A 21,451-nucleotide genomic window follows, 5' to 3' on the forward strand; every position below is an offset into this window, starting at 1 on the left:
TCGGGGCTATTGTAGACTGTCTAGATACATTGAGATAACGCAGATCGGACAATATGCATTGCCATCAGGACACAGGGAAAGAAGCTGCCGGGAATGAGCGCTATCCGCTACCGTTGGAACCGGAGCGGGAGATCTACATCCATCAGGAGGAGATCGCCCCGGAGACGACCTTCTTGCCCCACAGTCACCCATGGGGCCAGCTTAACCTGGTGGACTCCGGGGTGATGGAACTGAGCGTCGAGGGCCAGCACTGGTTGTCGCCGCCCCAATATGGCTTGTGGATCCCGCCGGACGTAGTGCATACCAGCTACAGTCGGCAGCGGGTGGCCTATCGGGCGATCTATTTTAATCGTGACTGGTCGGCCCGGCTCAGTACCGTTCCCTGCATGCTCAAGTTGTCCCCATTGTTACGGGCGGTACTGGCGGATCTGTCGGCGCGGAGGATCCAGGCTCCCGGCTCTGAAGCGGATAGGCGTTTGGCCCGGGTGATCCTGGATCAATTGATCCATGTCGAACCCCTGCCGGTTTACCTGCCCAGCAGTGATGATCCTCTGCTCAAACCGATTCTCGAACGCTTGCAGGGCGAGCCGGCCAACAACGACACACTCCACGATTGGGCCCGGCGCTGTCACACCACACAGCGGACCCTGGCCCGGCGTTGTCAGCGGGAGCTGGGCATGAGCTTTAGCGACTGGCGCTCACGCCTGCGTTTTTTGACGGCACTGTCGATGCTGCGAAAAGGCATTTCCATTAAGGAGGTCGCGCTCGAGTTGGGGTACAGTACCTCATCGGCATTTATCGCCATGTTCCGTCGCCATAGCGGCACGTCGCCAGGCAGTTACTGGCGTGAGCGGGGCCGTGGTGAAGGACAGCGTGTGGGTTAGTCAGACAGGAGAGTTGTTGTGCGAGATTTGAGTGAGATCCGTAGAGAGTATTTGCAGGGAGGGCTGCACAGGGAGGATCTGCCCGAGGACCCACTGGCTCTGTTTGATCATTGGATGTCTCAGGCCCAAAACGCCGAGTTGCGAGATCCCAGCGGTTTCGTCCTGGCGACGGTGGATCCCTCCGGGCAGCCATTTCAACGGATCGTGCTGCTCAAGCAGTATGATCATCGAGGTTTTGTCTTCTACACCAATCTGGGCAGCCGCAAGGCGCTGCACATGGCCGCCAATGCCCAGGTGAGTATGTTGTTTCCCTGGCATGATCTGGATCGCCAGGTACAGATCACCGGCAGGGCCGAGAAGTTGTCGACGACCGAGGTGCTGAAGTATTTCGCCAGTCGTCCCCGGGACAGCCAACTGGGGGCCTGGGCATCGCCCCAGAGTCAGGTCCTCTCTGCACGCAGTGTACTTGAGGGAAGTTTCATGAAAATGAAAGAGAAATTTGCTAAGGGGCAGATCCCTGTACCGGATTTCTGGGGGGGATACAGGATCCAGGCCGACAGCATTGAGTTCTGGCAGGGGGGCGCCCGTCGTCTCCATGATCGCTTCCTCTATGTGCGCGATGGCGACGGTTGGAAGGTCGATCGCCTGGCGCCCTGAGCCACTTTACAATCGCCGCCTCAGGGTTAAGTTGTCTGCCGTCACTCGCCAAGTGTGGCGTTGGTAGAAAGTGCGGGCACTGGGGGTGCTGATCAGGGTGGTGGAGCGAGCTCCCATGACGCGCAGTTCCACCATACCAAGATGCAGCAGGGCACTGCCGATCCCCTGGTTGCGGACGTCCTGGGCCACATAGAGCGCCTGGATGCTGTGATCGATGCGGTTAAGGCAGATAAACCCCAGCAGTTGATGGCCGTGACGGGCAACAAAAGTTCTCCCCCGGGTGGCGATAAAGTGGTGTAACTGCTGCAATGCCCAAGGGGAGTCCGGCTCACATGCGTAGTGAAGCCGACGCAGGTCGGCGAGATCGGCGATAGTCGCCTGTCTCAGTTCATAGTCGTCATGGGTCACAATGAGCGGGTTCGTAGAGGAAACAGATCTTAATAGGCCGGGATCTCAACCCTGACAAGGTCAAAAGGAGTCAAACTCACCTGGGACTGTTAAAGTGGTGCCATACAGGGAGTAGATAGGAACATCATGGCACGTCAACAACAAGCTACCATGGCATGGAAGTTTCGCGCCCGCTTGGTGCTCGCGACAGCGCTGGGTGTGCTGGGGCTGCTCGTCAACTTGTTTCCCATTCCCTTGTACGCCAACATTGAGCTGGTGGTGGGGAATCTGTTTATCGTCCTGTGTGCCAGCCGCCTCTCCTACCCCTGGGTGATCTGGTGTGCAACCCTGACGCTAACGGGCCTCTCTTTATCCTGGGACTCTCCCCTGGTGTATCTCGTGTTCGGACTCGAAGCCCTGTTTCTGGTCTGGATGCGCCGTCGTGGCTGGTACCTGCTGTATGCCGATGCACTGTACTGGCTGCTCATTGGCATGCCACTGAGCCTGCTGGTTATCCGCTACTGGCAGCTAATTCCGACGGATACGATCGGATTCATGGTCGCGAAACTGGGTTTTAACGGCGTGATGTACAGTGCGGCAGCGAGCCTGTTGCTGATCTGGTTGCCCCAGGGCTGGATGCGTCTGGCCCGGCAACAGCCTGTGTTGGTCCGTAATTTCCATCAGAAACTGGTTCATGGAGTCCTGGGTCTGCTCTCCCTGGTGTTGATGACGGTGCTGTTGTTTTATGGTCGACAGACTATGCAGACCCAGCAGAGCCTCCAATATGAAGGCATGGTGGCGACGGGGCGCCACCATGCGGTACAGATCCAGGCCCACTTGGAAGAGCACCTGGATGTGATCAGCCTGGCCGGACACTGGCTTACGGCGGATCTTCACCAGGCCCAGCTTGTCGAACTTCATCGGCAATACCCCGGATTTTTGACCCTGCTCGTGGCCGACAGGGAAGGGCGGATTGTCGCGGCGGCTCCACAGGAAAAACTCCCATTGGCCCAGGGGGAAAACGTCTCGGAGCGGGGCTATTTTCGTGAAGTGATGGAGAGCGGTTTGCCCTATCAGTCGGAGATTTTTCAAGGGCGGGGTTTTGGTCAGGACCCGATTGTCGCCTTGAGTGCACCCTGGCGCGATGAGGATGGCAGGCTGCTGGGGATCGTGGAGGGCTCCCTCAATGTTGCCGCCCTGGCCCCCGACGACAGCGGGATGAGTGAAGTGGGCTGGATGCTGCTGGATACCTCGGGGCAGGTGGTGATGGCTTCCTCCGAACTGCCGGTGAGTCCCTTGAGCAGGCCTACCCTGGAGTGGCTTCGTCCAGATGGGGAGGGCTGGGGAGCCTTGATCCGTTTACACGGAGATGGGCCCATCGCCCCGGAGCATCTGGCCTACAGCCTCACTCTGGAAAACGGTTGGCAGTTGCATTTGCTGGTGGCCTATCGCCCTTTGATGCGGCGCGCCGAATTGCGGTTTCTCAGTAGCATGCTTGGTATGCTGTTGGCGCTGCTGTTGGTGACCTTGCTGGTGCGTCAACTGAGTCGCTACCTGACGGCCCCTTTGGTGATCCTGGCTCGGGACATTGGACAGAGCAAAAGCGGCCGCCACGCCTTGCTGGCTCTGCCCCGGGGAACGGCCCGAGAGGTGCAGATCCTTCATGAACAGTTGGAGCAACAACGCAGAGCCCTGTGGCAGCATCAGGATCAACTGGAGGCTTTGGTGGAAGCCAGGACTGCGGAATTGGAGGCGGCAAACCGCAAGCTCTCCCGTTTAGCCCTGCGTGATGGGCTTACCGGGGCGTATAACCGACGCCACCTTCTTGACCAGTTTGGTGTCAGTATCGAGCTCTGTCAGCGCAATGCGCTTCCCGTGACCATTGCCATGCTGGATATTGATCATTTTAAACCGATCAACGATACCTTTGGCCACCTGGTGGGTGATGATTGTCTCAAGGCCTTGGTTCGCACCATTGGGGAGGTGTTTGGGCGAAAAAATGATGTTCTGGCTCGCTATGGTGGCGAGGAGTTTGTCCTCCTGCTGCCGGGAATGAGTGTGGAGGCGGCCATTCGTCGACTCGAGCGACTCAGACGGCAGATCGCCCGCACTCCCATGAGCACGACGGCGGATGGCCAGGATCTGATGTTGACGGTAAGTATTGGTGCGATCTCGGCCCAGGCAACTTTCTCCGATGAGTTGGATGATTGGCTGGCACAGGCAGATCAGATGCTCTATCGAGCCAAGTTAGAAGGCAGGAACCGATTGTTTTTAAAGGATCTCAGTGAACTGGCGGCGAAAAAGTGCGCAAACACACCCGAGGTGCATTCAACACCGACCACTGATCCGGGTGATCCGGGGTAAACTCCTTTAAATTGATAATAATGATGACGAAAATTATGGCTGAATTGGAACATCTGTTTGCACGTAATCGTGAATGGGCAAAGGGGATCACCGAGCAGAACCCGGACTTTTTTTCCGAGCTGGCTCAGCAGCAGACCCCGGAATATCTCTGGATTGGCTGCTCCGACAGTCGGGTGCCGGCCAATCAGATCATTGACCTCGCACCCGGTGAGATCTTCGTTCATCGCAATATCGCCAATGTCGTGGTGCACTCAGATCTCAATGCCCTGTCGGTGATCCAGTATGCGGTAGAGCACCTGAAAGTACGCCATATCATGGTGGTGGGCCATTATGGCTGTGGTGGCGTTCAGGCGGCGCTGGAAAATGCCAAGATTGGCCTGGCGGGTAACTGGGTTCGCCATGTGAGAGATGTCTATGAGAGCCACAAGACCAGCCTCGAAGCCTTGCCCAAGCCAGAGCAACTTCGGCGTCTGTGTGAGCTGAATGTGATCGCTCAGGCGATCAATACTTGCCAGACCACCATCGTCCAGGATGCCTGGGAGCGGGGGCAGGATCTGACGGTACACGGACTGATCTACGATGTGGCGGACGGCCTGCTGAGGGATCTGGGCATGCGCGTCGATGCTAAGGTGGCCCTGGCGGCGAAGGCTCAGTCGGCGATCCTGGCGCTGGATTGATCTGCGTTACGGCGTAAAGGACGTTCGCTGCCCCGTGGGCAGCAAAAGGCCAACCCTGGGGTTGGCCTTTTTCATTCCGGGATACCGGGTGACTCAGGCTTCTCGCCGTTCACTCAATTCGGTATCGGAGACATAGCGGGACAGCTCGTCGGCAAAGACGGCGTGAAGCTCCTCCTCAACGTCGCGCAGCCGTTCACGCAGTTCTGCAATGGAGCCGGCGTTCTCGAAATGTTGGTGCAGCAAGCTGGCCAACTCAGTAGTGTGTTTTGCCATATCGGTTACCTCCGTGCTCCTTCCACTGCGTATGGACCCGTGTTTCACCTGCATCCCCCTTAGCGGGAAAACGCAGGATCATAGCCAAAGGTGACTTTTTTCACTGTCCACTTCTTCAATAACCACAGTATCCTTGGCCGCAGGCTCGAGTGCAAGTGTCCCCGTCAATAACTCGTCTCGACGGAACCAATGCGCCGAGATCTCGACACCCGGACCATACCGCTCCAGCTGTGCGTCCAGATTGCCGTTCACCTGCAGGCCATCAATGGCGATAAGCTGATCGCCCGAGGCGATCCCGGCGCGATGGGCACTGCCCCCTTGCGTGACGCTGATCAGGGTCACGCCTAGGGCGGCCGCTTTGTACCTGGCTCCCAGGCCGGTGTGCTTCAGAGATTCGCTGCGACCTCCCTTATCGCCGTTGCCACTGTAGGCGCGCAGCTTCATCTGCATACCGACCTGTTCTAACAGGGCAGGCAGAGGGAGATCCTCGGTGTTGTCCAGGTAGGCAAAGAGATCATCTGCCGGGCGTCCCAGCAGTTGTTCGACGATACGCTGATGGGTGTTTTCTTCTGTGCCGAGCCCGGTTTCACCGTGGTCCCGCCACAGTTGCTGCATTACGCAGTCGAGGCTGTGTTTGCCTTCGGTCTCCTGGCGCAGCACCAGATCCAGCATCAAGGCGAACATGGCCCCCTTGGTGTAGTAGCTGACGATGGCATTTTGCGCGTTTTCATCCTGCTTGTAGAACTTGGTCCAGGCGTTAAAGCTGGAGTCGCGCAGGGTCTGCTTGAAGCGACCACTGCCCCGGGTGACCCGGGTCATTCCCTGGGCCAGCATGTCGAGGTAGGTGGCTTTATCGACGCAGCCGGACCGGTAGACAAACAGGTCATCGTAGTAGGAGGTGATCCCCTCATAGGCCCACAGCTGACGGGTGTAGCGCTCCTGATCGAGGCGATAGGGGGTAAAGGCTGCCGGTTTGATCCGCTTGACGTTCCAGTTATGGAAGTACTCGTGGCTGCACAGGGAAAGGAAGGTGCGATAGCCTTCGCTCATCTCGGCTTCGGTGGGACTGGGCAGATCGCCGCGGCCGCACACCAGGGCGGTGGAGGCTCTGTGCTCCAGTCCGCCAAAGCCCTCGCCGACCACCTGGGTCATAAACAGGTAGCGATCATAAGGGGCGCTGCCGCCGAACAGGGCGATCTGGGCTTCACAGATCTTCTTGAGATCGGCACAGATCCGATCCGTGTCCGCCAGGTGGCGGCCGGTCAGCACCAGATCATGGGGCACACCGCAGGCCTCGAACTGGGCCAGGGTAAAGGTGCCCATCTCCACCGGGTGATCGATCAGTTCATCGTAATTGTCCGCTCGGTAACGGCCGAAACCGTAGCGTTTCGCCCCATCTTCCCGCATCGCCGTGGCGATCTGCCAGTTGGCATACTCGTCGCCAGTCGGGGCCAGGATATCCAGGGTAACCGGCTTATCCTCCTGTCCGATCAGGGCCAGGAAGGTGCTGGAGCCATTGAAAAAGCCATGGGTCTGATCCAAATGGGCACCGCGTACGGAGAGATCCCAGGCGTAAACCTGATAACTGAGAGTCAGGACCCCATCGTGTGCACCGGCCTGCCAGGTTTGCTTGTCCACTTGCTCCAGGGCCACAGGCTGGCCCTGGCCATTTTGGGCCTGCAGGCCGATGATGTGACGGGCAAAGTCACGCACCATATAGCTGCCGGGTAACCAGGCGGGCAGGGTGACGCGCTGACCTGGCAGGGCGCTGTCGGTGCGCAGGGTAACGTTAAACAGGTGGGCGTGGGGATCGCTGGGTTGGATCTGATAGTGGATCATCCGATGAGACACTCTTAATGCTAGGGAATAGGCGAAGCCCGATTGTAGACATGTCGCCGCGGCCTTGTCAGCCATCCCTGTGATGATGGCGTCGAAATGGGCTGTGGATTTTCTCTTACGGCTCAAAGGCTCGTATACTCAAGGCCAAGATCACTTATGGCCAAGACAGGGAGCCCCCATGGCGGAAGAAACCATCTTTTCGAAAATCATACGACGCGAAATTCCGGCCGAGATCCTCTATCAGGATGAACTGGTAACGGCCTTTAAGGACATCAATCCTCGTGCCCCGCATCATGTATTGATCATCCCGAATCACCTGGTGGCCACCACCAATGACGTGAGCGAGGCGGATGAACCGGCGTTGGGCCGTATGGTGACCGTGGCGGCCAAGCTGGCCAAGGAAGCGGGGATCGATCAGGACGGCTACCGCCTGATCATGAACTGCAACCAGCATGGCGGGCAGGAGGTGTACCACATCCATATGCACCTGCTCGGTGGCAAGCCCCTGGGACCGATGCTGAGCGTCTGATTGAAAGTCTGCCATGCCAAGGCGGAGCTGGGTTGGTAAGAAACGGCATGCTTATGCCAGTCAGTTAGCTGACTGGCATTTTTCTTTTTGGGCGATGCCTTCATGTTCTGGAAAGTGGAGCGTGGCTGGTACCGCCGGTGAAGTCTGCTGGCAGTTGTTGTCACGGGAAGCGGAATATCAGGACGGGTCGGTCTATCGCCAGGCACAGGCGTGCGAGCAGAGATGAACGGGATCATGACACGCTGGCATTGCGTCGGGCAGGTTCTCTCAACTTGTGGCTCTCGACCTTGCGTGAGGCGCAGGCCTATACCGAGGCACACAGTGGTTATATGGCGGCCGTTGGTTAACATCCTGCAGTTGCTTTCTCCTCGTTGCGTCGTTGAACCGCCAGATCCCCGGTGTTGTGTACCGGGGATCTGGGGCGGACCCGTGAACCGCTCAGGATGTTTATTGGGCGACCGTGAAGTTGAGCCGGACGCTTTCGGTGACGTTACCGTCCCCCAGGCTGCGCCGGATCTCAACGTCCATCTGATGGGGCCCGATGGTCAGTTGGGAAAAATTGAAGGGCAGGGCACTGCGGGCGCTGTCTTTGCCGGTGCCGCCCAGATCCCAGGGGGCCCGGCTCTCCCTTTGGATCTGTTGGCCGTCGATGAAGAAGATGACCCGGTTGATCTCGGGCTCAGGTGCTACGAATACGAAACCGTCACCGGATAGACTCAGCCCCGTCAGCGGTAACGGGTCGCTGCGATCGGGCTGTGAGCTGTACCAGATAGGCGTGGCTACCCCCTCTTCCTGCAAGAGCAGATTGACGCTGAGTCGGCTTTCCCCTTCCGCCGTGGTGGCCAGCACATCCCCCTGATAGGTGCCTGGTGCCAAGCCGTCGGCATCCACCTCTAGGTTGAGCTGGACCGGCGTTTGCGCACTGGTAGGACTCACATTGAGCCAGGTTGCCTCACTTTCCAGCGTAACGGTGACACTGTCGCTGGTGGTGATGGTGGTGCTGAGGCTGGTGTGGGTCTGCGGAAGGATCAACTGGGCTTGTAGCGACGAGGGAGAGAACTGGGGAATGTTGTTGTCTGTTTCGTTGTCGACGGTGACGGTGGCCGTGAGTTGCTCGCTGCTGCCATCACTGCGCAGCAGTCGCGCGCCGATCTCATGGGTGCCTTCGCTTAAGGTCGTTGTGTCATAGGGCTTTGCGGAATCGTCGCTGTTGGTGCCGGCAAAGTCCCAAGGTGCGCGGTTCTCCTGCTGAACCGGGTTGCCGTCGAGACTGAACGTCACCTGAGTGAGCTCGGCAGTGCTGCTGCCCGGCTCGACGAAGAGATAAACCGTGCCCCTGAGGGTGGCGCCCTGCAGGGAGGATGGGGCGGTGCGATCCGCCTGCATCGAGAGCCGGAGTGCATCGTCACTGGCCGCCTCATGGACAGCGAGCGTGATTGGCACCGAGCGCTGTAATTCACTGCCAGCTTGGATCAGCAGTTCAGCGTGATAGCTGCCACTGGCGAGACCGGCAGTGTTCACCTGAACCTGAGCCTGCAACGGCGCTTCCCCGGCGTTGGGAGACACGGTAAGCCAGGGCTGGGAGGGGGTTAATGTCAGGGCGTCGCGGCTTTCGCTGAGTGAAATTGACAGGGACTGTGTCGCCACTTCCTCTGCCAGGAGGGAAAAGTTCAGGCTGACGGGATCGGGGATGATGGATGGGCCGCAACTGCCTTTGAGAAAAAAGTGATCGATCCCTATTGGCGTTGAATCGCTGGAGATAGCCAGTACTTCCACCAGTATCTCATCGCGAGCGATAAAGCTGAGGTTGGCGATATGGTGGGCATCATTATTTCGACTGGCACTCCAGGGAGGAGGCGGGGTGTTGCGCCATGGGGAGAATCCGCCGTTTCGGTTGCTCAGTTTTCCCCCTGGGCTGACTTTCATGTATATGGTCCCCTCCGTCGGACCGTAGCAGTCGAGTCGCAGGCTGCCTGGGGTGTTGGTGCCGGGAACATCGCGCAATGGGTATGTGCGCTCATAGGATTGGTCGTGGGCGGTCAATACCAGGCGGATCCCATGCTGTTCAAACAGGGGGCCAACCTGCTGGCGTATGGAGAGCGCGGATTCGTGATTTTCTCCGTCGGAGAAGGGGGCCGCATGAAAGTAGGGGAGCACCCAGTCGTAGCTTTCTGAGCGAATGCTATCGAGGTGATCACTGAGCCAGGCCAGTGCGCTGGCGGGCATGGCTTCGTCCTCGTTAAAGGCGTAGACGGCAATAAAGTGAACCCTGCCCACATCGAACGCATACATCCGGCCATCATCATAGCCTTGAGGGAGGGCAAAGCGTGCGGCCCAGGGCGCAAAGCCCTCACCCAATTGGATCTCATGATTGCCCCAGGCGGGCATCATGGGGATGGTGGCCAAGGGGGCCATCTGGTTAAACCAGGCGTCAATGCTGCGCTCTAAGGTGCCGTAACGGGTATCGGTATTGAAATAGGCGTAATCACCACCCAGCAGGAGGAGATCGGGGGCGATCTGGGAGAGGGCATCGATCGCCGCCTGGGTTCCGGTCGCCAGACCGTCCAGTCGGCCGATCAAACCTGTGTCGGCGAGGAAGGCGGCCTGCCAGTATTGATCGGGCATCGGTCCGGTTTTCGCTGTGTAGATCCGACTGACGGTTTGGCTTGAGGTTTGCAGACGAAACTCGACGATTTCTCCCAGGGGCAGGGGTCCTGTGGTGGCCTGATGATACTGACCGTCGCTATTGCTGTGACGCACCTGGCCTAACGCGAGTTGCCATAAGGTGTCGCCGATGAGGCGATACTCCATACGAGAGTTCGTGGAGGGATCGGCGGTAAACCAGACTGCGGTTATGCGGTCCGGGCCCTGAGCCCAGCTCAGATGGAGTTGGGGAGCGTCGCCGGCCTCGCTCGTTCCGATCTGCAGCTGGACCGGCAGGGTGAGTGAAGGGTAGCCATTGGCACTGAGGGTGATCTCGCCGCCGTAGATCCCCTGGCCGAGGCCGGTGCCGTCCCAGGTAATGATTGGGCTCCATGGGGTGATCCCGCTTGGCTCGTTGACCCTGAGCCAGTCGATATTTTCACTAAGCTGGACGATAACCGCTTCACCGTCACTGGTGCTGATGGAAAGGGGCTGCTCTTGGCTCTCGTCGGAAAGCAGAAACTGGAACAGAGGAATGGGGGAGACCAGCAGACCCGCTTGAAGGTTTTGCACCGTGACGGCCGCCGTCAGGATCTGCTGGCTGTCGTCGTTAAATCGGATCTGTGCCTGGATCTGGTGAGGGCCGTCGGTGAGCGTGTGGGTGTCAAAGGGCAAGGCGCTGCGCTGGCTGTCCCCGGCGGTACCGGCGAGATCCCAGGGGGCCCGGTTCTCTTCCTGAACCTGATCGCCATCGATAAAGAACAGCACCTGCTCTATGTTGAGGGGGTCGGCGACAAAGATATAGCCTTGATCCTTCAGCACCGCCTGTTCCAGCGGCAACGAAGCGCTGCGATCTGGGTTGGTGGAGAACCTGAGTTCGACCGCTAAGATCCCGGTCGAACAGAGGAGAGCAGAGGCAAATAACAGAAAGCGGAACATCGCTTTGTCTCCTCCGACACAGCAAACTGCTGATAATGGTAAGGCGTCGGTGGTAAGAAAATCTCTTACAAGGTAGTTCTCAACAATGAGTTTGCAAGTCGGCAACTAAGGTGGGTTTGACCTCGTCGCGTTGGCCAGAAGATCTGCTCAGAGAAAGCGTCTAGCGATAACCGTCATTTAGCAGACGTGAGTGCTCGGATCATTCAGCTGGATCATGTAGGACAGTTGGTTTGTAAGCGGGAGCAGCGCCTTGTGGATTTCAGGGTAAAGGCCAGAAAAGGTCCCCCTGTACGCCGACGGTGTGATGTCATTCATTTGGCTTCATCCGCCCATCATAGCCATAGCAGCTTAGATCCATTGTTTGATATGGGGTGGAGACGTAATGGGAGCGTGGGCAGATAACATTCAGAGAACGGTTTGGATTGAGCTGATAGCAGAAGTACTTGCAAGACTTTGAGTTGAAACAGATCCATGCCTATATCCCATAATGTGGAAAACATCATTAGTTTTAAACAGGTTGTCGAACCCCGTGTTTTTTCGATAGCCGGATGCCGGTTTCAAAGGCTTGACAGGAGAGAAATGCTCGGCTTAACTTAATTAACTGATTGTTTTTGTTGCTGTCTATTTAATACATGAGATGAACGGACAATGTTATTGTATGGTGTCGGCTTGTCTTTGTCATAATGTTGGATTGGCATTTTGATTGGTTGTCTTTCGCGAGCAAATATTTTTTCCGGGTGTCGGTAAAAGTGTTTATTTAAGCCGGGATAAGGTGTTTCCTGGATATTTAATAGGCATTGCGGTAGGGTTTTTGTTGTTTTCTTGGTCTGGCCTAAGGAGGAGCGTTGAATACCTATAAGTTTTTCGGTGCGTCTGTGATTTTACCTCTTGGCATGATGGCACTAAGTTCGTGTGGTGGTGAGCATGATAACAAGTCATTAGACGATGAACTGCATCAACGTATCACCGAGTTGAAACTAACGGGATCACCGGAAAATAGAGAGCAGTCACGAGGTGTTACAGTCGACATTCGTGATCCCAGAGCTCAGCTCGGTATGCTTCTATTCTTCTCCAAAACATTAGGCGGGGATCAGGACGTTGCCTGCGCAAGCTGCCATCACCCGAGTCTTGGCGGAGGCGACGCGATGTCGCTGTCGATTGGTACTGAGTCGGTAGAACCTGATCTATTAGGTCCGGGAAGAAAACAGAGAGTGAGTGGCCATAACTATGATGGCGGACCTACGGTACCAAGAAATGCCCCGACGACGTTCAATGTCGCGTTTTGGCAAAGGGTCATGTTTCATGATGGGAGAGTGGAGCGTCTAACGAATTCGAACGAACCCGTTTTGATCAGGACGCCAGATTCCCCCTTGGGCCAAGCCGATCCCGGTGCCGGGGAAGATCTGCCCGAAGCGCAGGCCAGGTTTCCTGTCACTTCTGCCGAGGAGATGAAAGGATTTAATCACTTGCAGGGGCTGGACAATCATGAGGTAAGAGTTCAGTTGGCGGCAAGGCTGAACAGCAAGCCCGTCTGGCGTGCGTATTTTACCCAGGCTTTTCCTGAGCAGTTCGTCGATCCTAATGCCAGCATTACCTATGAGCTGGTTGCGCAGGCGATCAGTTTCTATGAGCGGTCTCAGGTGTTAACTAAGAGTTCCTGGAGAAGGTATATTGAGGGTGATGATAATGCTTTGTCTGTTTCTGCCAAAAAAGGTGCGCTGATATTTTTTAACTCAACAGAAGATGGAGGTGCGGCCTGTAATACTTGCCATAAGGGTGACTTTTTTACCGATGAGTCCTTTCATAATATTGCGATGATCCAGATTGGGCGTGGTAAAGGCGATGGTAACTCAACGACCAACGATTTTGGCCGCTACAGGGAAACCCATGAAGAAAAGGATAAATTTGCATTTAGAACCCCAAGTTTACTGAATGTCGATGTGACTGGCCCTTGGGGACATGCGGGGGCATATCAAAACCTTAAAGATGTGATAGTGCACCATTTGGACCCTGGTTATTCTTTAGAGAATTATGACCCTGGCATTTTGACTGAAGGCCAGCAATACAGTGACTTTTACGCCAACACGAAAGAAGCATTACAGCACTTGGAGTTGTTGGAATACGGGGGGTTACCCAGACCAAGTGAAGTTTCTCACCTTTTTACGCAAGAGAGTGTGGAGCAGTTAGAGGCATTTTTGCATTCACTGAGCGATCCCTGTGTAAAAAACCGAGCATGTCTTTCGAAATGGATCCCTGGTCCGACACTAACTGATCCCGACGGTAATCTACTTTTCGGAATTGATGAAAATGGTGATTATCTTTGACGATATCGTTTTTTCCTTGTCGAACATTTAAAGTGTTACAGGCGAAGGGATCACCGGGAGTGGACGCTTTATGCGAGTAAAGCATGCGTTAAGGTTAAGAGTATCGGGCACACTCGGTGGGAGCACGGCACTGTGACTGGACCTTTTACCATTCGTCGTTGCAGGCACCGGCCGTATTGAGTGCCACTCATATGGCACCGGGTTCCAAAGGATGTGCTGTCTAATCGCTCTGCGGACTCGGCTCTTGTCCCTGTTCACTGTCGCCACACGGTCAGGCAGGGGTCTGGATCTGTGGCAGCAATTGTTGCCTCCGAGAGTCCGGGTGAATATCTGAGTGCCTCACGCTAAAGGGAAAACCCTGCTTTTGTCTCCGGCGCATGACAGATACGCCGGTGAGGGGATAGGCTAAAGTGTGCTAAGAGGCTGTTACAGTTACCTTTGGGTATTCACCGGCCATGGTGCGGAGCGTGATGGCGGCGTAGAGCGGCAATATGGATAACGGGAGGCAAGGTGCAGCCAAACAATCGAGCGTTCTTTCCATTAACGGATTTTGCCCAGCGCTTTGTCGAGCAGTTGGCCCAGTGTCGGGCGCTGGGAGTAAAGACTCTGGAAGCCAGCGAGCATCATGTGTTGTTGATGTTGCCCTACCACTCCCAGATCGTCGGCTACCCGGAAACCGGCGTGATCCATGGCGGTGTGATCACCACCTTAATGGATACCGCTTGCGGTGCGGCGGTGGTGTGCGCAATAAAGCAAAAGAGTGGTGAGATTGAGCTCAGTCCCACCCTGGATCTGCGGGTGGATTATATGAAACCGGCCCAGCCAAACCTGCCAGTATACGGATTTTCAGAATGTTATAAGCTCACTTCGGCGGTGGCCTTTGTTCGAGCCATCGCCTACCAAGAATCCACGGACCAACCCCTGGCCCAGGCTGTGGGTTCCTTTATGCGGATAGGGTCCGATCTGATGACGGACGCGTTCCGTCAGGCCCTGGAGGGAGAGTCATGACCCTGTCCAACCAGATCCATGAGGCGGCGGCCCGTAATGATTACGGTGCGCTGCTGGCTCTGGTGCCCTACGCCCAGTTTATCGGCATGGAGTGCGAGCGTTTTGGTGACGAACTGGTGTTTCGTTTGCCGCCCAAAGAGAGCAATCTGGGTAACCCTATGCTGCCCGCGTTGCACGGAGGCGTGATCGCCGGATTTATGGAGATGGCGGCCATTGTTCAGTTAATGGTGATGATGCAAACGACTCAGGTGCCAAAGATCGTCGATTTCTCTATCGACTATTTGCGGGCGGGATATGCTCGGGAGGCCTATTGTGAGTGTAAGCTCACGCGTCAGGGGCGACGGGTCGCCAATGTCAGTATCAGCGCCTGGCAGACGAACCGAAAGCAGCCCATCGCGACGGCGAGGGCGCATTTTTTGATCGACTAGTGCCCTGGGAAGTGCAGGGCAGGATGGGACCATGAGACTAGTGTTACTAAGCGTTGCGTTGTTGCTGGCCGGTTGCAGCTCAATTACTGCCGGGGTGGCGGCCCGCTCCGATCAACCGACACTGAGGATAGATTCGAGTGCGGTGGCGCGGGAGGTCAGCATAGAGCGGGTGCAAAAACGCCGGGTTGGCGACTTTTTGCAGGGATCCGCGCTGTTGATCTCCCGGGTCAGTACGGATCGGTATCTGCAGTACAAGTTCACTTTCTACGACAGTGATGGGGTGGTGGTTGAGCCAGGCAGTACCAGTTGGCGACCGCTCAACCTGCATGGCGGAGAGCGTCGACCGGTGCAGGCCACGGCCAGCAGTCCCTACGCGGTGGAGTTTGAGATCTATGTGCGCCGGGCAACGGATGAGTGACCCCTTAGCGCGGCTTACAGTGTGAGAAACAAGCGGCCCGGATTGTGATCCGGGTCGCGCTCTTTTTGTGGCAAGGGCGTACAATTTTGCGCCATTGACGTCACCATTACGTCACATGTCCTTCGCCTTGTCTATGTGCTGGACCCCGTTGGGTTGAGCCAGGGCGTGTGCGCTGTGGTGACTTGAGTTGGCCAAGTTGGAGCACAACGCCCATGAAAGAGCTGATCCTTGAGATCCTACCTGCCCTGTTTTCAGCGCCGGTGGTTGCAACCCTGATTGCGGCCCTGCTGGTGTTGTGTCTGGTTTTTGGGGCATTGATCGTTCACGACGGTGCCCGCACCGGCGCCGGATCCAAGGTGGTACGGAAATAACGGTTCGCTAAGGCATTGCGATCTCCCCAGACGGGCCCTTCGAATGAATGGCCCGTTTTTTCTCTTCAGAGTCACGAAACTTGCTATTTGCATTAAGAATCTTGCTATAGTGACGGCCGCCACGGGGTGCAGGACATTAAACTATCTTGCTGAGATCCTTTAGGAAACCCGTAGAACCTGATCCGGATAGTGCCGGCGTAGGAATGGCTGGCAACAGGCCCCCAATGCCCAACAGTCCGATCGCATCCTGCTGACTTAGGAAGAGAACAGTGCGTCGTACTTTGCTTTCCCTGGCCGTCTTGGCCAGTTTCTCGGCCATGGCCGAAGAACCCATCGAAACCCTCACCGTCACCGCCGATCTGCGCGGCACTTCGCTGGAGCGTCTGCCGGCTTCCGCCACCATCCTCTCCGTCGATGAACTGCAGGACGAAGGCGCCGAGCATCTTGAACAGGCCCTGGGCCGCATCGCCAACCTCAACTGGTCCGGCGGCAGCTCTCGTCCCCGCTACTTTCAGATCCGGGGCGTGGGTGAGCAGGAGGAGTACCAAGGGGCACCCAATAGCTCCGTCGGCTTTATTGTCGATAACATCGACCTGTCCGGGATCGGCATGGCGGCCAGCCTCTACGATATCCAGCAGCTGGAAGTGCTGCGCGGCCCCCAGGGCACCCGTTTCGGCGCCAATGCCCTGGCGGGACTGATCTATGTGAAGAGTCAGGATCCTACCGAGCAGTTTGAGGCGGGCACCGAGTTAACCTTTGGCGAAGACAATCAGCAGACCTACGCCGGTTATGTCTCAGGCGCTGCCGACCCGCACGGCGAGCTGCTCTACCGTCTGGCGCTGCAGCACCACAGCCAGGATGGGTTCCGCCACAACGAATACCTGGACCGAGACGACACCAACAAGCGGGATGAGCTGACGTTTCGGGGCAAGTGGCGCTGGCAACCGGCGGACAACTTTGTGGCGGACTTGACCTTCCTACACGCCGATCTGGACAACGGCTACGACGTCTGGACTTTGGACAACAACGGTTTTACCACCAGCACCGACGAGCCCGGCGTCGACAGCCAGCGCACCAATGGTGCGTCGCTGGATCTGAACTGGGGGATCAGTGATGCGGTCACCCTGCAGTCCATCACCAGCTGGAGCAACACCCATGCCCGGCACGCCTATGATGGGGACTGGTCCAACAATGAGTACTGGGAGGGCCTAAATTGTGGTTCAGACGAAGAACCCGAGCCTTGTGAGTACTTTGCGACATGGGACAAACGGGCCAAGCGTGACACGGTGAGCCAGGAGGTGCGCTTTGCTTCTGATGAGGCGGGCCGCGTGTTCGGTGGCACCACGGATTGGCTGGTGGGGCTCTATGTCAGCAAGTTGTGGGAGGACAATGTCCTTGCGAGTGACTACAACGACATTCCCGATTACGAGATCCGCCTCAACAGTGAATACTATGCAAAAAATCTGGCGCTGTTTGGCCAGCTCGACAGCCGGCTGGGCGACTGGGATCTCTCTGCCGGCGTGCGCCTCGAGCGCCGTGAGGCGGATTACCAGGATGACAGCGGGGAGGCGTTCTCCCCCGATGAGAACATGTGGGGGGGTCATCTGTCGGCGGCCTATCGTCTGACCGATGAGCACAACGCCTACCTGCGCCTGGCCCGGGGTTACAAGGCGGGGGGCTTCAATATGGGGCTGCCTGATCTTTTAGCAAAACATGTCTCTTATGATATGGAGACCTTGTATAATTACGAGCTGGGCCTCAGAAGCCGCTGGCTTGGCGGAGCCTTGCGCTCGGACCTGGCGCTGTTCTACATGGATCGGCAAGACCAACAGGTCGAGGCGTCCCTGAAAGATCCTGATAATGATTCAAATTTCATCTTGTACACCAATAATGCCGGAGCCAGCGAGAGTTACGGCCTGGAGTGGGCGCTCAACTGGCAGCTGCACCGCGATCTCGAGCTCTACTCCAGCCTGGGGCTGCTCAAGGCCCGCTACAAGGATTACCGCTTCACCGAAGCCGATACCAGCGAGACGGATCTGTCCGGCCGGGAGCTGGCCCATGCGCCCAACTTCCAGTATGCCCTGGGTGCCACCTACCGCAACGCCCGAGGTTTCTTTGCCAATGTGAACGTCAACGGCAAGGATGCGTTCTACTATTCGGACAGCCACGATTCCCGCTCCGAGGCGTATGCCCTGGTGAATGCCAAGCTGGGCTATGAAGCCCGGCAGTGGTCGCTTTATCTGTGGGGGCGCAACCTGACCGATGAGCAATACGGCACACGGGGCTTCTTCTTCGAAAACGAGCCTGATCAGGGTTGGGTGGCGAAACAGTACATCCGCTACGGTGATCCCCGTCAGCTCGGGATCACCTTCCAATACCATTATTTTTAAGGAATTTTCGATGCAACTGTCAGTAGAGATCAGCCTGTACCCGCTGCAGGACAACTACCTCGAGATCATCAAGTGGTTTATCGGCCGGCTGGACAGCTACCCGGATATTCAGCGTTTGACCAATGGCATGAGCACCCAGCTTGGTGGGGATTATGATGCCGTGATGGCCCTGCTGGCCACTGAGATGAAGGCGGCCCATCGAAAGTGGGGTAAGGGCGTGTTCGTGTGCAAATTCATTCCGGGCGGGGTGAACCTTGACCACAGTGAGTGAGTTCTGGACGGGGCTGTGGGCCGATGCCCACGCCCTGACCCACTGGGAAGCGGTGGCGGTGGCGCTGGCGGTGGCCTACCTGCTGTTGGCCATGCGCCAAAGCCTGTGGTGCTGGGCCTGTGCCGCGGTGAGCACCACCATCTTTACCGCGCTGTTCTGGCATGTGGCCCTGCTGATGGAGTCGGTGCTGAACCTCTTCTATCTGGCGATGGCCGGTTACGGCTTGTGGCAGTGGCGCTACGGCGGTGGTCAGGGGGAGGGGGTGCCCCTGGTTCGCTGGTCGTTGCAGCGGCATGTTCGCGTGATCCTGACGACGACGGCGATCGCCCTGATCCTGGGATATCTGATGGACACCTACACTCGGGCCGATCTCGCCTATCTGGATGCCATGACCACCTGCTTTGCGGTGATCACCACCTATATGGTGGTGCAGAAGGTGGTGGAGAACTGGCTCTACTGGATGGTGATCAACAGCGTCTCCATCTACCTCTACCTGAGTAAGGGCCTGGCCCTGAGCTCTGGCCTTTACGTCGTCTACCTGGGCCTGGCCCTGCTTGGCCTGCGCCAGTGGCAGCAGGCATACCGGACGCAACAGGGGGAGGCGCCGGCCTTTGCCTGAACGGTTGCTTGAATCGGACCGGCTCGGGGGGATCCTGACACAGGCGGGGTTCCCGCAAGGCGATTGGTGCTATACCCAGCTAGCGGGGGCCACTGCCAACCGCCTGATTCGGGCTCGTCTCGGTGGGGAGGATCTGGTGATCCGCCTCCATGGCCAGTCCAATGGCTTTGCGGTCAGTCGTCAGGCTGAACGACTCGCCTGGCAGCGGGCCGCTGCTGCCGGACTGGCGCCCCCCCTGCGCTACTGGGCCGAGGATCACGCCTGGTGTATCAGTGATCATGTGGGCGAGGAGTGCTCCGAACCGTCGTCCCCGGCGCTGTTGGCTTTGCTGCTGGCCCTCCACCGCCTGCCGCTCGAGGGGGAGTCCCTGGAGCTGGGACCACGGATCCGCCATTATCTGGAGGATCTGGAGGGTGAGCAGCTGGCACGCCAGGGGATCGGTGCACAGGAACTTCAAGCCTACTGTCGACTCATACCTGTATGGGAAGCACAGTTGAGCGCCAGCGCACTGAAACCTGGGTTTTGCCATGGTGATCTGCACAGTGGCAACCTGCGTAAGGGATCGGACGGAGCCTTGTTGGCACTGGACTTCGAATATGCCACCCTGGGCCACCCCTTGATCGATCTGGCTCAGGCCAGTGACTCCCTGCCGAACGAGTCGCGCCTTCCCCTGTGGCGAGACTACCTGGCCGCCCGGGGAGTCGTTCCCTGTGATGTGGAGCGACTGGCACTGCGAGCGGCAGGCTTGCTGTTGGCACTGCTGTCGCTTAGTTGGTCGCTGCGCATGATTTCTCAAGGCGCCGATGTGGCATATTGGCGCCAGCAGGCGCTTTCGAACCTGCGTGGTCATGTGCATTTGGGGCCGATGAGCCAGGAATAGGAGAAAGCGTGAGACACTGGGTGTGGGTGCTTGGTCTACTGTGGTTGACGGCGTGTTCGACACGCTTCGTCTATCACTGGCTGGACTGGATCATTCCCTGGCAGCTGGATGATTACGTGACCCTGACCGATGCCCAGGAGCGGGAACTGGATGGGGTGATAGAACGTGCGCTGGCATGGCATCGGCGCAATGAGTTACCCCGTTACATCGAACACCTCGAACTGCTCAGTGATGAGGTGAACCAGCCCATGACGGCGCAGCAGATCCAGTTTCACCTCGCCCGCAGTGGGGAACACTGGGATCGCCTGTTCAGCCACCTGATCCCAGAGCTGGTCCCACTGATCCAGTCTTTGTCCGATCCCCAGGTGGCCGAGCTGCTGCAAAATGTGGCCAAGGAGGAGCAGGCACTGCGTGATGAGTATGCTGATCAGACGTTTAAAGAGCAGATCCGCGCCGCCAACAAGCGGATGGAAAAGTCGATCCGCAAGCGCATAGGGCGTTTGACCAAGCAGCAAAAAGCCTTGATTTATGACTACAATCACAGCAGACACCGCACCCTGGAGTTATGGCTGGCGTATCGTCAGCAGTGGTACGAGCAACTGTCAGAGGCTCTGCATGGGCGCCAGGATGGCGGCCAGTTGGCGGCATCGCTTCGGCTCTTGCTGGTGGAGCCCGAGGCGTTGAGGAGTCAGGAGTACTTGTTGCTGATCGAGGACAATCGACAGCGCTTCGCCCAGGGGATGGCGGGGATCCAGCAAAGTCTCAGTGGCCGCCAATTGAAAACCCTGAAAAAAGAGATGAATACTCTGCATGCTGACCTTATTCATCTCGCCAGGCGTTAACCGGCAGGGTATCAAATAGGTCGAAAGGATCTTCGTCACTGTCCGGTCTGTGCTTATTACTCGTAGAAAAGGGATCCATGATGCAGCCACTGACCCAACTCTGGCAGCGATTATTTGCTGCCACGACACCGCTGGAGGGCCTGGCCCCGCTGGCCATTCGCCTTTACCTCGCCCCTGTCTTTATGCAAGCAGGCTGGAATAAGCTGTCCCACTTTGGCGACACCGTGGCCTGGTTTGGCAATCCCGACTGGGGTTTGGGACTGCCGTTCCCCACCTTGATGGCGGGTTTGGCGTCTGTGACGGAATTGGTTGGCGGCGCCCTGTTGATCATCGGGTTGTTTACCCGCCTGGTAAGCCTTCCCCTCATGGTCACCATGTTGGTGGCGGCGTTTGCCGTCCATTGGCAAAATGGTTGGTTGGCGATCGCCGATACGGGCTCCTGGCTGGCCAATGAACAGGTGCTGGCGTCGGCGGAGAAACTGGAGCGCGGTCGCGCCCTGCTGGCAGAACACGGCAACTATGAGTGGCTTACCAGCTCCGGTAACTTCGTGATCCTGAATAACGGCATCGAGTTTGCTGCGACCTACTTCATCATGCTGCTCGCCCTGTTTTTCCTCGGGGGCGGCCGCTACACCAGCTTGGACCACCTCCTTACCCGGGCTAACGATTAGATCCAGTATGATGGCCGAACTTGGCTAGTGCCGGGCC

At 57.4% G+C, this 21,451-nt stretch carries 20 protein-coding genes and 1 riboswitch; of the genes, 16 read left to right on the plus strand and 4 right to left on the minus strand.

The genetic code is table 11. The annotated features are described in order from the left end of the window. Positions 1–53 precede the first annotated feature (53 nt). Together AC2D8U_RS16420 and pdxH are read left to right on the plus strand one after the other, a co-directional pair. Entirely contained in the window at positions 54–884 is an 831-nt protein-coding gene (locus AC2D8U_RS16420; RefSeq protein ID WP_484620159.1) for an AraC family transcriptional regulator, read from the plus strand. Between the two features lie 18 nt (positions 885–902). After that, entirely contained in the window at positions 903–1,541 is a 639-nt protein-coding gene (gene pdxH / locus AC2D8U_RS16425) for a pyridoxamine 5'-phosphate oxidase (RefSeq protein ID WP_484620160.1), read from the plus strand. Positions 1,542–1,547: 6 nt separating this feature from the next. Here the strand turns inward: pdxH and AC2D8U_RS16430 are convergent, their stop codons facing one another. Beyond that, positions 1,548–1,949: a GNAT family N-acetyltransferase gene (locus tag AC2D8U_RS16430; RefSeq protein WP_484620161.1), complete on the minus strand. Its 402-nt coding sequence runs from the start codon at positions 1,947–1,949 to the stop codon at positions 1,548–1,550. A 126-nt stretch (positions 1,950–2,075) separates the two neighbouring features. Between AC2D8U_RS16430 and AC2D8U_RS16435 the strand changes: the two genes are divergently transcribed. Then, positions 2,076–4,292 (plus strand): sensor domain-containing diguanylate cyclase, encoded by a 2,217-nt coding sequence (locus AC2D8U_RS16435; RefSeq protein WP_484620162.1) that lies wholly within the window; start codon positions 2,076–2,078, stop codon positions 4,290–4,292. Between the two features lie 35 nt (positions 4,293–4,327). Next, positions 4,328–4,969, plus strand: coding sequence for a carbonate dehydratase (gene can / locus AC2D8U_RS16440; protein WP_484620163.1), 642 nt, complete (start codon positions 4,328–4,330; stop codon positions 4,967–4,969). 93 nt (positions 4,970–5,062) lie between these two features. Here the strand turns inward: can and AC2D8U_RS16445 are convergent, their stop codons facing one another. Continuing rightward, positions 5,063–5,242: a hypothetical protein gene (locus AC2D8U_RS16445; RefSeq protein ID WP_484620164.1), complete on the minus strand. Its 180-nt coding sequence runs from the start codon at positions 5,240–5,242 to the stop codon at positions 5,063–5,065. Between the two features lie 78 nt (positions 5,243–5,320). After that, positions 5,321–7,081, minus strand: a complete 1,761-nt coding sequence (locus tag AC2D8U_RS16450; RefSeq protein WP_484620165.1) for a M61 family metallopeptidase — start codon at positions 7,079–7,081, stop codon at positions 5,321–5,323. 178 nt (positions 7,082–7,259) lie between these two features. Between AC2D8U_RS16450 and hinT the strand changes: the two genes are divergently transcribed. Continuing rightward, complete coding sequence (gene hinT / locus AC2D8U_RS16455; protein WP_484620166.1) at positions 7,260–7,610, plus strand: purine nucleoside phosphoramidase; 351 nt, start codon at positions 7,260–7,262, stop codon at positions 7,608–7,610. A gap of 447 nt (positions 7,611–8,057) precedes the next feature. On the opposite strand, the gene AC2D8U_RS16460 is transcribed toward hinT, so the two are convergent. Next, positions 8,058–11,192: a purple acid phosphatase family protein gene (locus AC2D8U_RS16460; protein ID WP_484620167.1), complete on the minus strand. Its 3,135-nt coding sequence runs from the start codon at positions 11,190–11,192 to the stop codon at positions 8,058–8,060. Between the two features lie 845 nt (positions 11,193–12,037). On the opposite strand from AC2D8U_RS16460, the gene AC2D8U_RS16465 reads away from it, so the two are divergent. The 11 genes from AC2D8U_RS16465 (at position 12,038) to AC2D8U_RS16515 (ending at position 21,414) form a co-directional block, all read left to right on the plus strand. Continuing rightward, on the plus strand, positions 12,038–13,516 hold the full coding sequence (locus AC2D8U_RS16465; protein ID WP_484620168.1) for a cytochrome-c peroxidase: 1,479 nt from the start codon (positions 12,038–12,040) through the stop codon (positions 13,514–13,516). 510 nt (positions 13,517–14,026) lie between these two features. Then, complete coding sequence (locus AC2D8U_RS16470; RefSeq protein WP_484620169.1) at positions 14,027–14,524, plus strand: PaaI family thioesterase; 498 nt, start codon at positions 14,027–14,029, stop codon at positions 14,522–14,524. Then, on the plus strand, positions 14,521–14,952 hold the full coding sequence (locus AC2D8U_RS16475) for a PaaI family thioesterase (protein ID WP_484620170.1): 432 nt from the start codon (positions 14,521–14,523) through the stop codon (positions 14,950–14,952). Before AC2D8U_RS16470 ends, AC2D8U_RS16475 begins: the two co-directional genes overlap by 4 nt. 31 nt (positions 14,953–14,983) lie before the next feature. Next, complete coding sequence (locus AC2D8U_RS16480) at positions 14,984–15,370, plus strand: YcfL family putative periplasmic lipoprotein (RefSeq protein ID WP_484620171.1); 387 nt, start codon at positions 14,984–14,986, stop codon at positions 15,368–15,370. A gap of 212 nt (positions 15,371–15,582) precedes the next feature. Then, positions 15,583–15,741, plus strand: a complete 159-nt coding sequence (locus AC2D8U_RS16485) for a hypothetical protein (RefSeq protein WP_484620172.1) — start codon at positions 15,583–15,585, stop codon at positions 15,739–15,741. A gap of 112 nt (positions 15,742–15,853) precedes the next feature. Continuing rightward, positions 15,854–15,962, plus strand: a riboswitch (TPP riboswitch). Between the two features lie 48 nt (positions 15,963–16,010). Further along, entirely contained in the window at positions 16,011–18,131 is a 2,121-nt protein-coding gene (locus AC2D8U_RS16490) for a TonB-dependent receptor (RefSeq protein ID WP_484620173.1), read from the plus strand. A gap of 10 nt (positions 18,132–18,141) precedes the next feature. Further along, entirely contained in the window at positions 18,142–18,402 is a 261-nt protein-coding gene (locus AC2D8U_RS16495; RefSeq protein ID WP_484620174.1) for a hypothetical protein, read from the plus strand. Beyond that, the gene (pnuC, locus tag AC2D8U_RS16500) at positions 18,395–19,021 is read left to right on the plus strand and encodes a nicotinamide riboside transporter PnuC (RefSeq protein WP_484620252.1); all 627 of its coding nucleotides are present in this window, start codon (positions 18,395–18,397) and stop codon (positions 19,019–19,021) included. The genes AC2D8U_RS16495 and pnuC overlap by 8 nt, the downstream gene beginning before the upstream one ends. Then, the gene (locus tag AC2D8U_RS16505; RefSeq protein ID WP_484620175.1) at positions 19,014–19,901 is read left to right on the plus strand and encodes a phosphotransferase family protein; all 888 of its coding nucleotides are present in this window, start codon (positions 19,014–19,016) and stop codon (positions 19,899–19,901) included. Before pnuC ends, AC2D8U_RS16505 begins: the two co-directional genes overlap by 8 nt. 8 nt (positions 19,902–19,909) lie before the next feature. Then, positions 19,910–20,743, plus strand: a complete 834-nt coding sequence (locus AC2D8U_RS16510) for a DUF6279 family lipoprotein (protein ID WP_484620176.1) — start codon at positions 19,910–19,912, stop codon at positions 20,741–20,743. 80 nt (positions 20,744–20,823) lie between these two features. Continuing rightward, positions 20,824–21,414 (plus strand): HvfX family Cu-binding RiPP maturation protein, encoded by a 591-nt coding sequence (locus AC2D8U_RS16515; RefSeq protein WP_484620177.1) that lies wholly within the window; start codon positions 20,824–20,826, stop codon positions 21,412–21,414. Positions 21,415–21,451 lie beyond the last annotated feature (37 nt).

It is taken from the genome of Ferrimonas sp. YIN67 (genome assembly GCF_057219095.1).

Coding starts and splice junctions, on each gene's coding strand:
- AC2D8U_RS16420 (WP_484620159.1), top strand. CDS start 54: ATGCATTGCCATCAGGACACAGGGAAAGAAGCTGCCGGGAATGAGCGC.
- AC2D8U_RS16435 (WP_484620162.1), top strand. CDS start 2,076: ATGGCACGTCAACAACAAGCTACCATGGCATGGAAGTTTCGCGCCCGC.
- can (WP_484620163.1), top strand. CDS start 4,328: ATGGCTGAATTGGAACATCTGTTTGCACGTAATCGTGAATGGGCAAAG.
- AC2D8U_RS16445 (WP_484620164.1), bottom strand. CDS start 5,242: ATGGCAAAACACACTACTGAGTTGGCCAGCTTGCTGCACCAACATTTC.
- AC2D8U_RS16450 (WP_484620165.1), bottom strand. CDS start 7,081: ATGATCCACTATCAGATCCAACCCAGCGATCCCCACGCCCACCTGTTT.
- hinT (WP_484620166.1), top strand. CDS start 7,260: ATGGCGGAAGAAACCATCTTTTCGAAAATCATACGACGCGAAATTCCG.
- AC2D8U_RS16460 (WP_484620167.1), bottom strand. CDS start 11,192: ATGTTCCGCTTTCTGTTATTTGCCTCTGCTCTCCTCTGTTCGACCGGG.
- AC2D8U_RS16475 (WP_484620170.1), top strand. CDS start 14,521: ATGACCCTGTCCAACCAGATCCATGAGGCGGCGGCCCGTAATGATTAC.
- AC2D8U_RS16480 (WP_484620171.1), top strand. CDS start 14,984: ATGAGACTAGTGTTACTAAGCGTTGCGTTGTTGCTGGCCGGTTGCAGC.
- AC2D8U_RS16485 (WP_484620172.1), top strand. CDS start 15,583: ATGAAAGAGCTGATCCTTGAGATCCTACCTGCCCTGTTTTCAGCGCCG.
- AC2D8U_RS16495 (WP_484620174.1), top strand. CDS start 18,142: ATGCAACTGTCAGTAGAGATCAGCCTGTACCCGCTGCAGGACAACTAC.
- AC2D8U_RS16515 (WP_484620177.1), top strand. CDS start 20,824: ATGCAGCCACTGACCCAACTCTGGCAGCGATTATTTGCTGCCACGACA.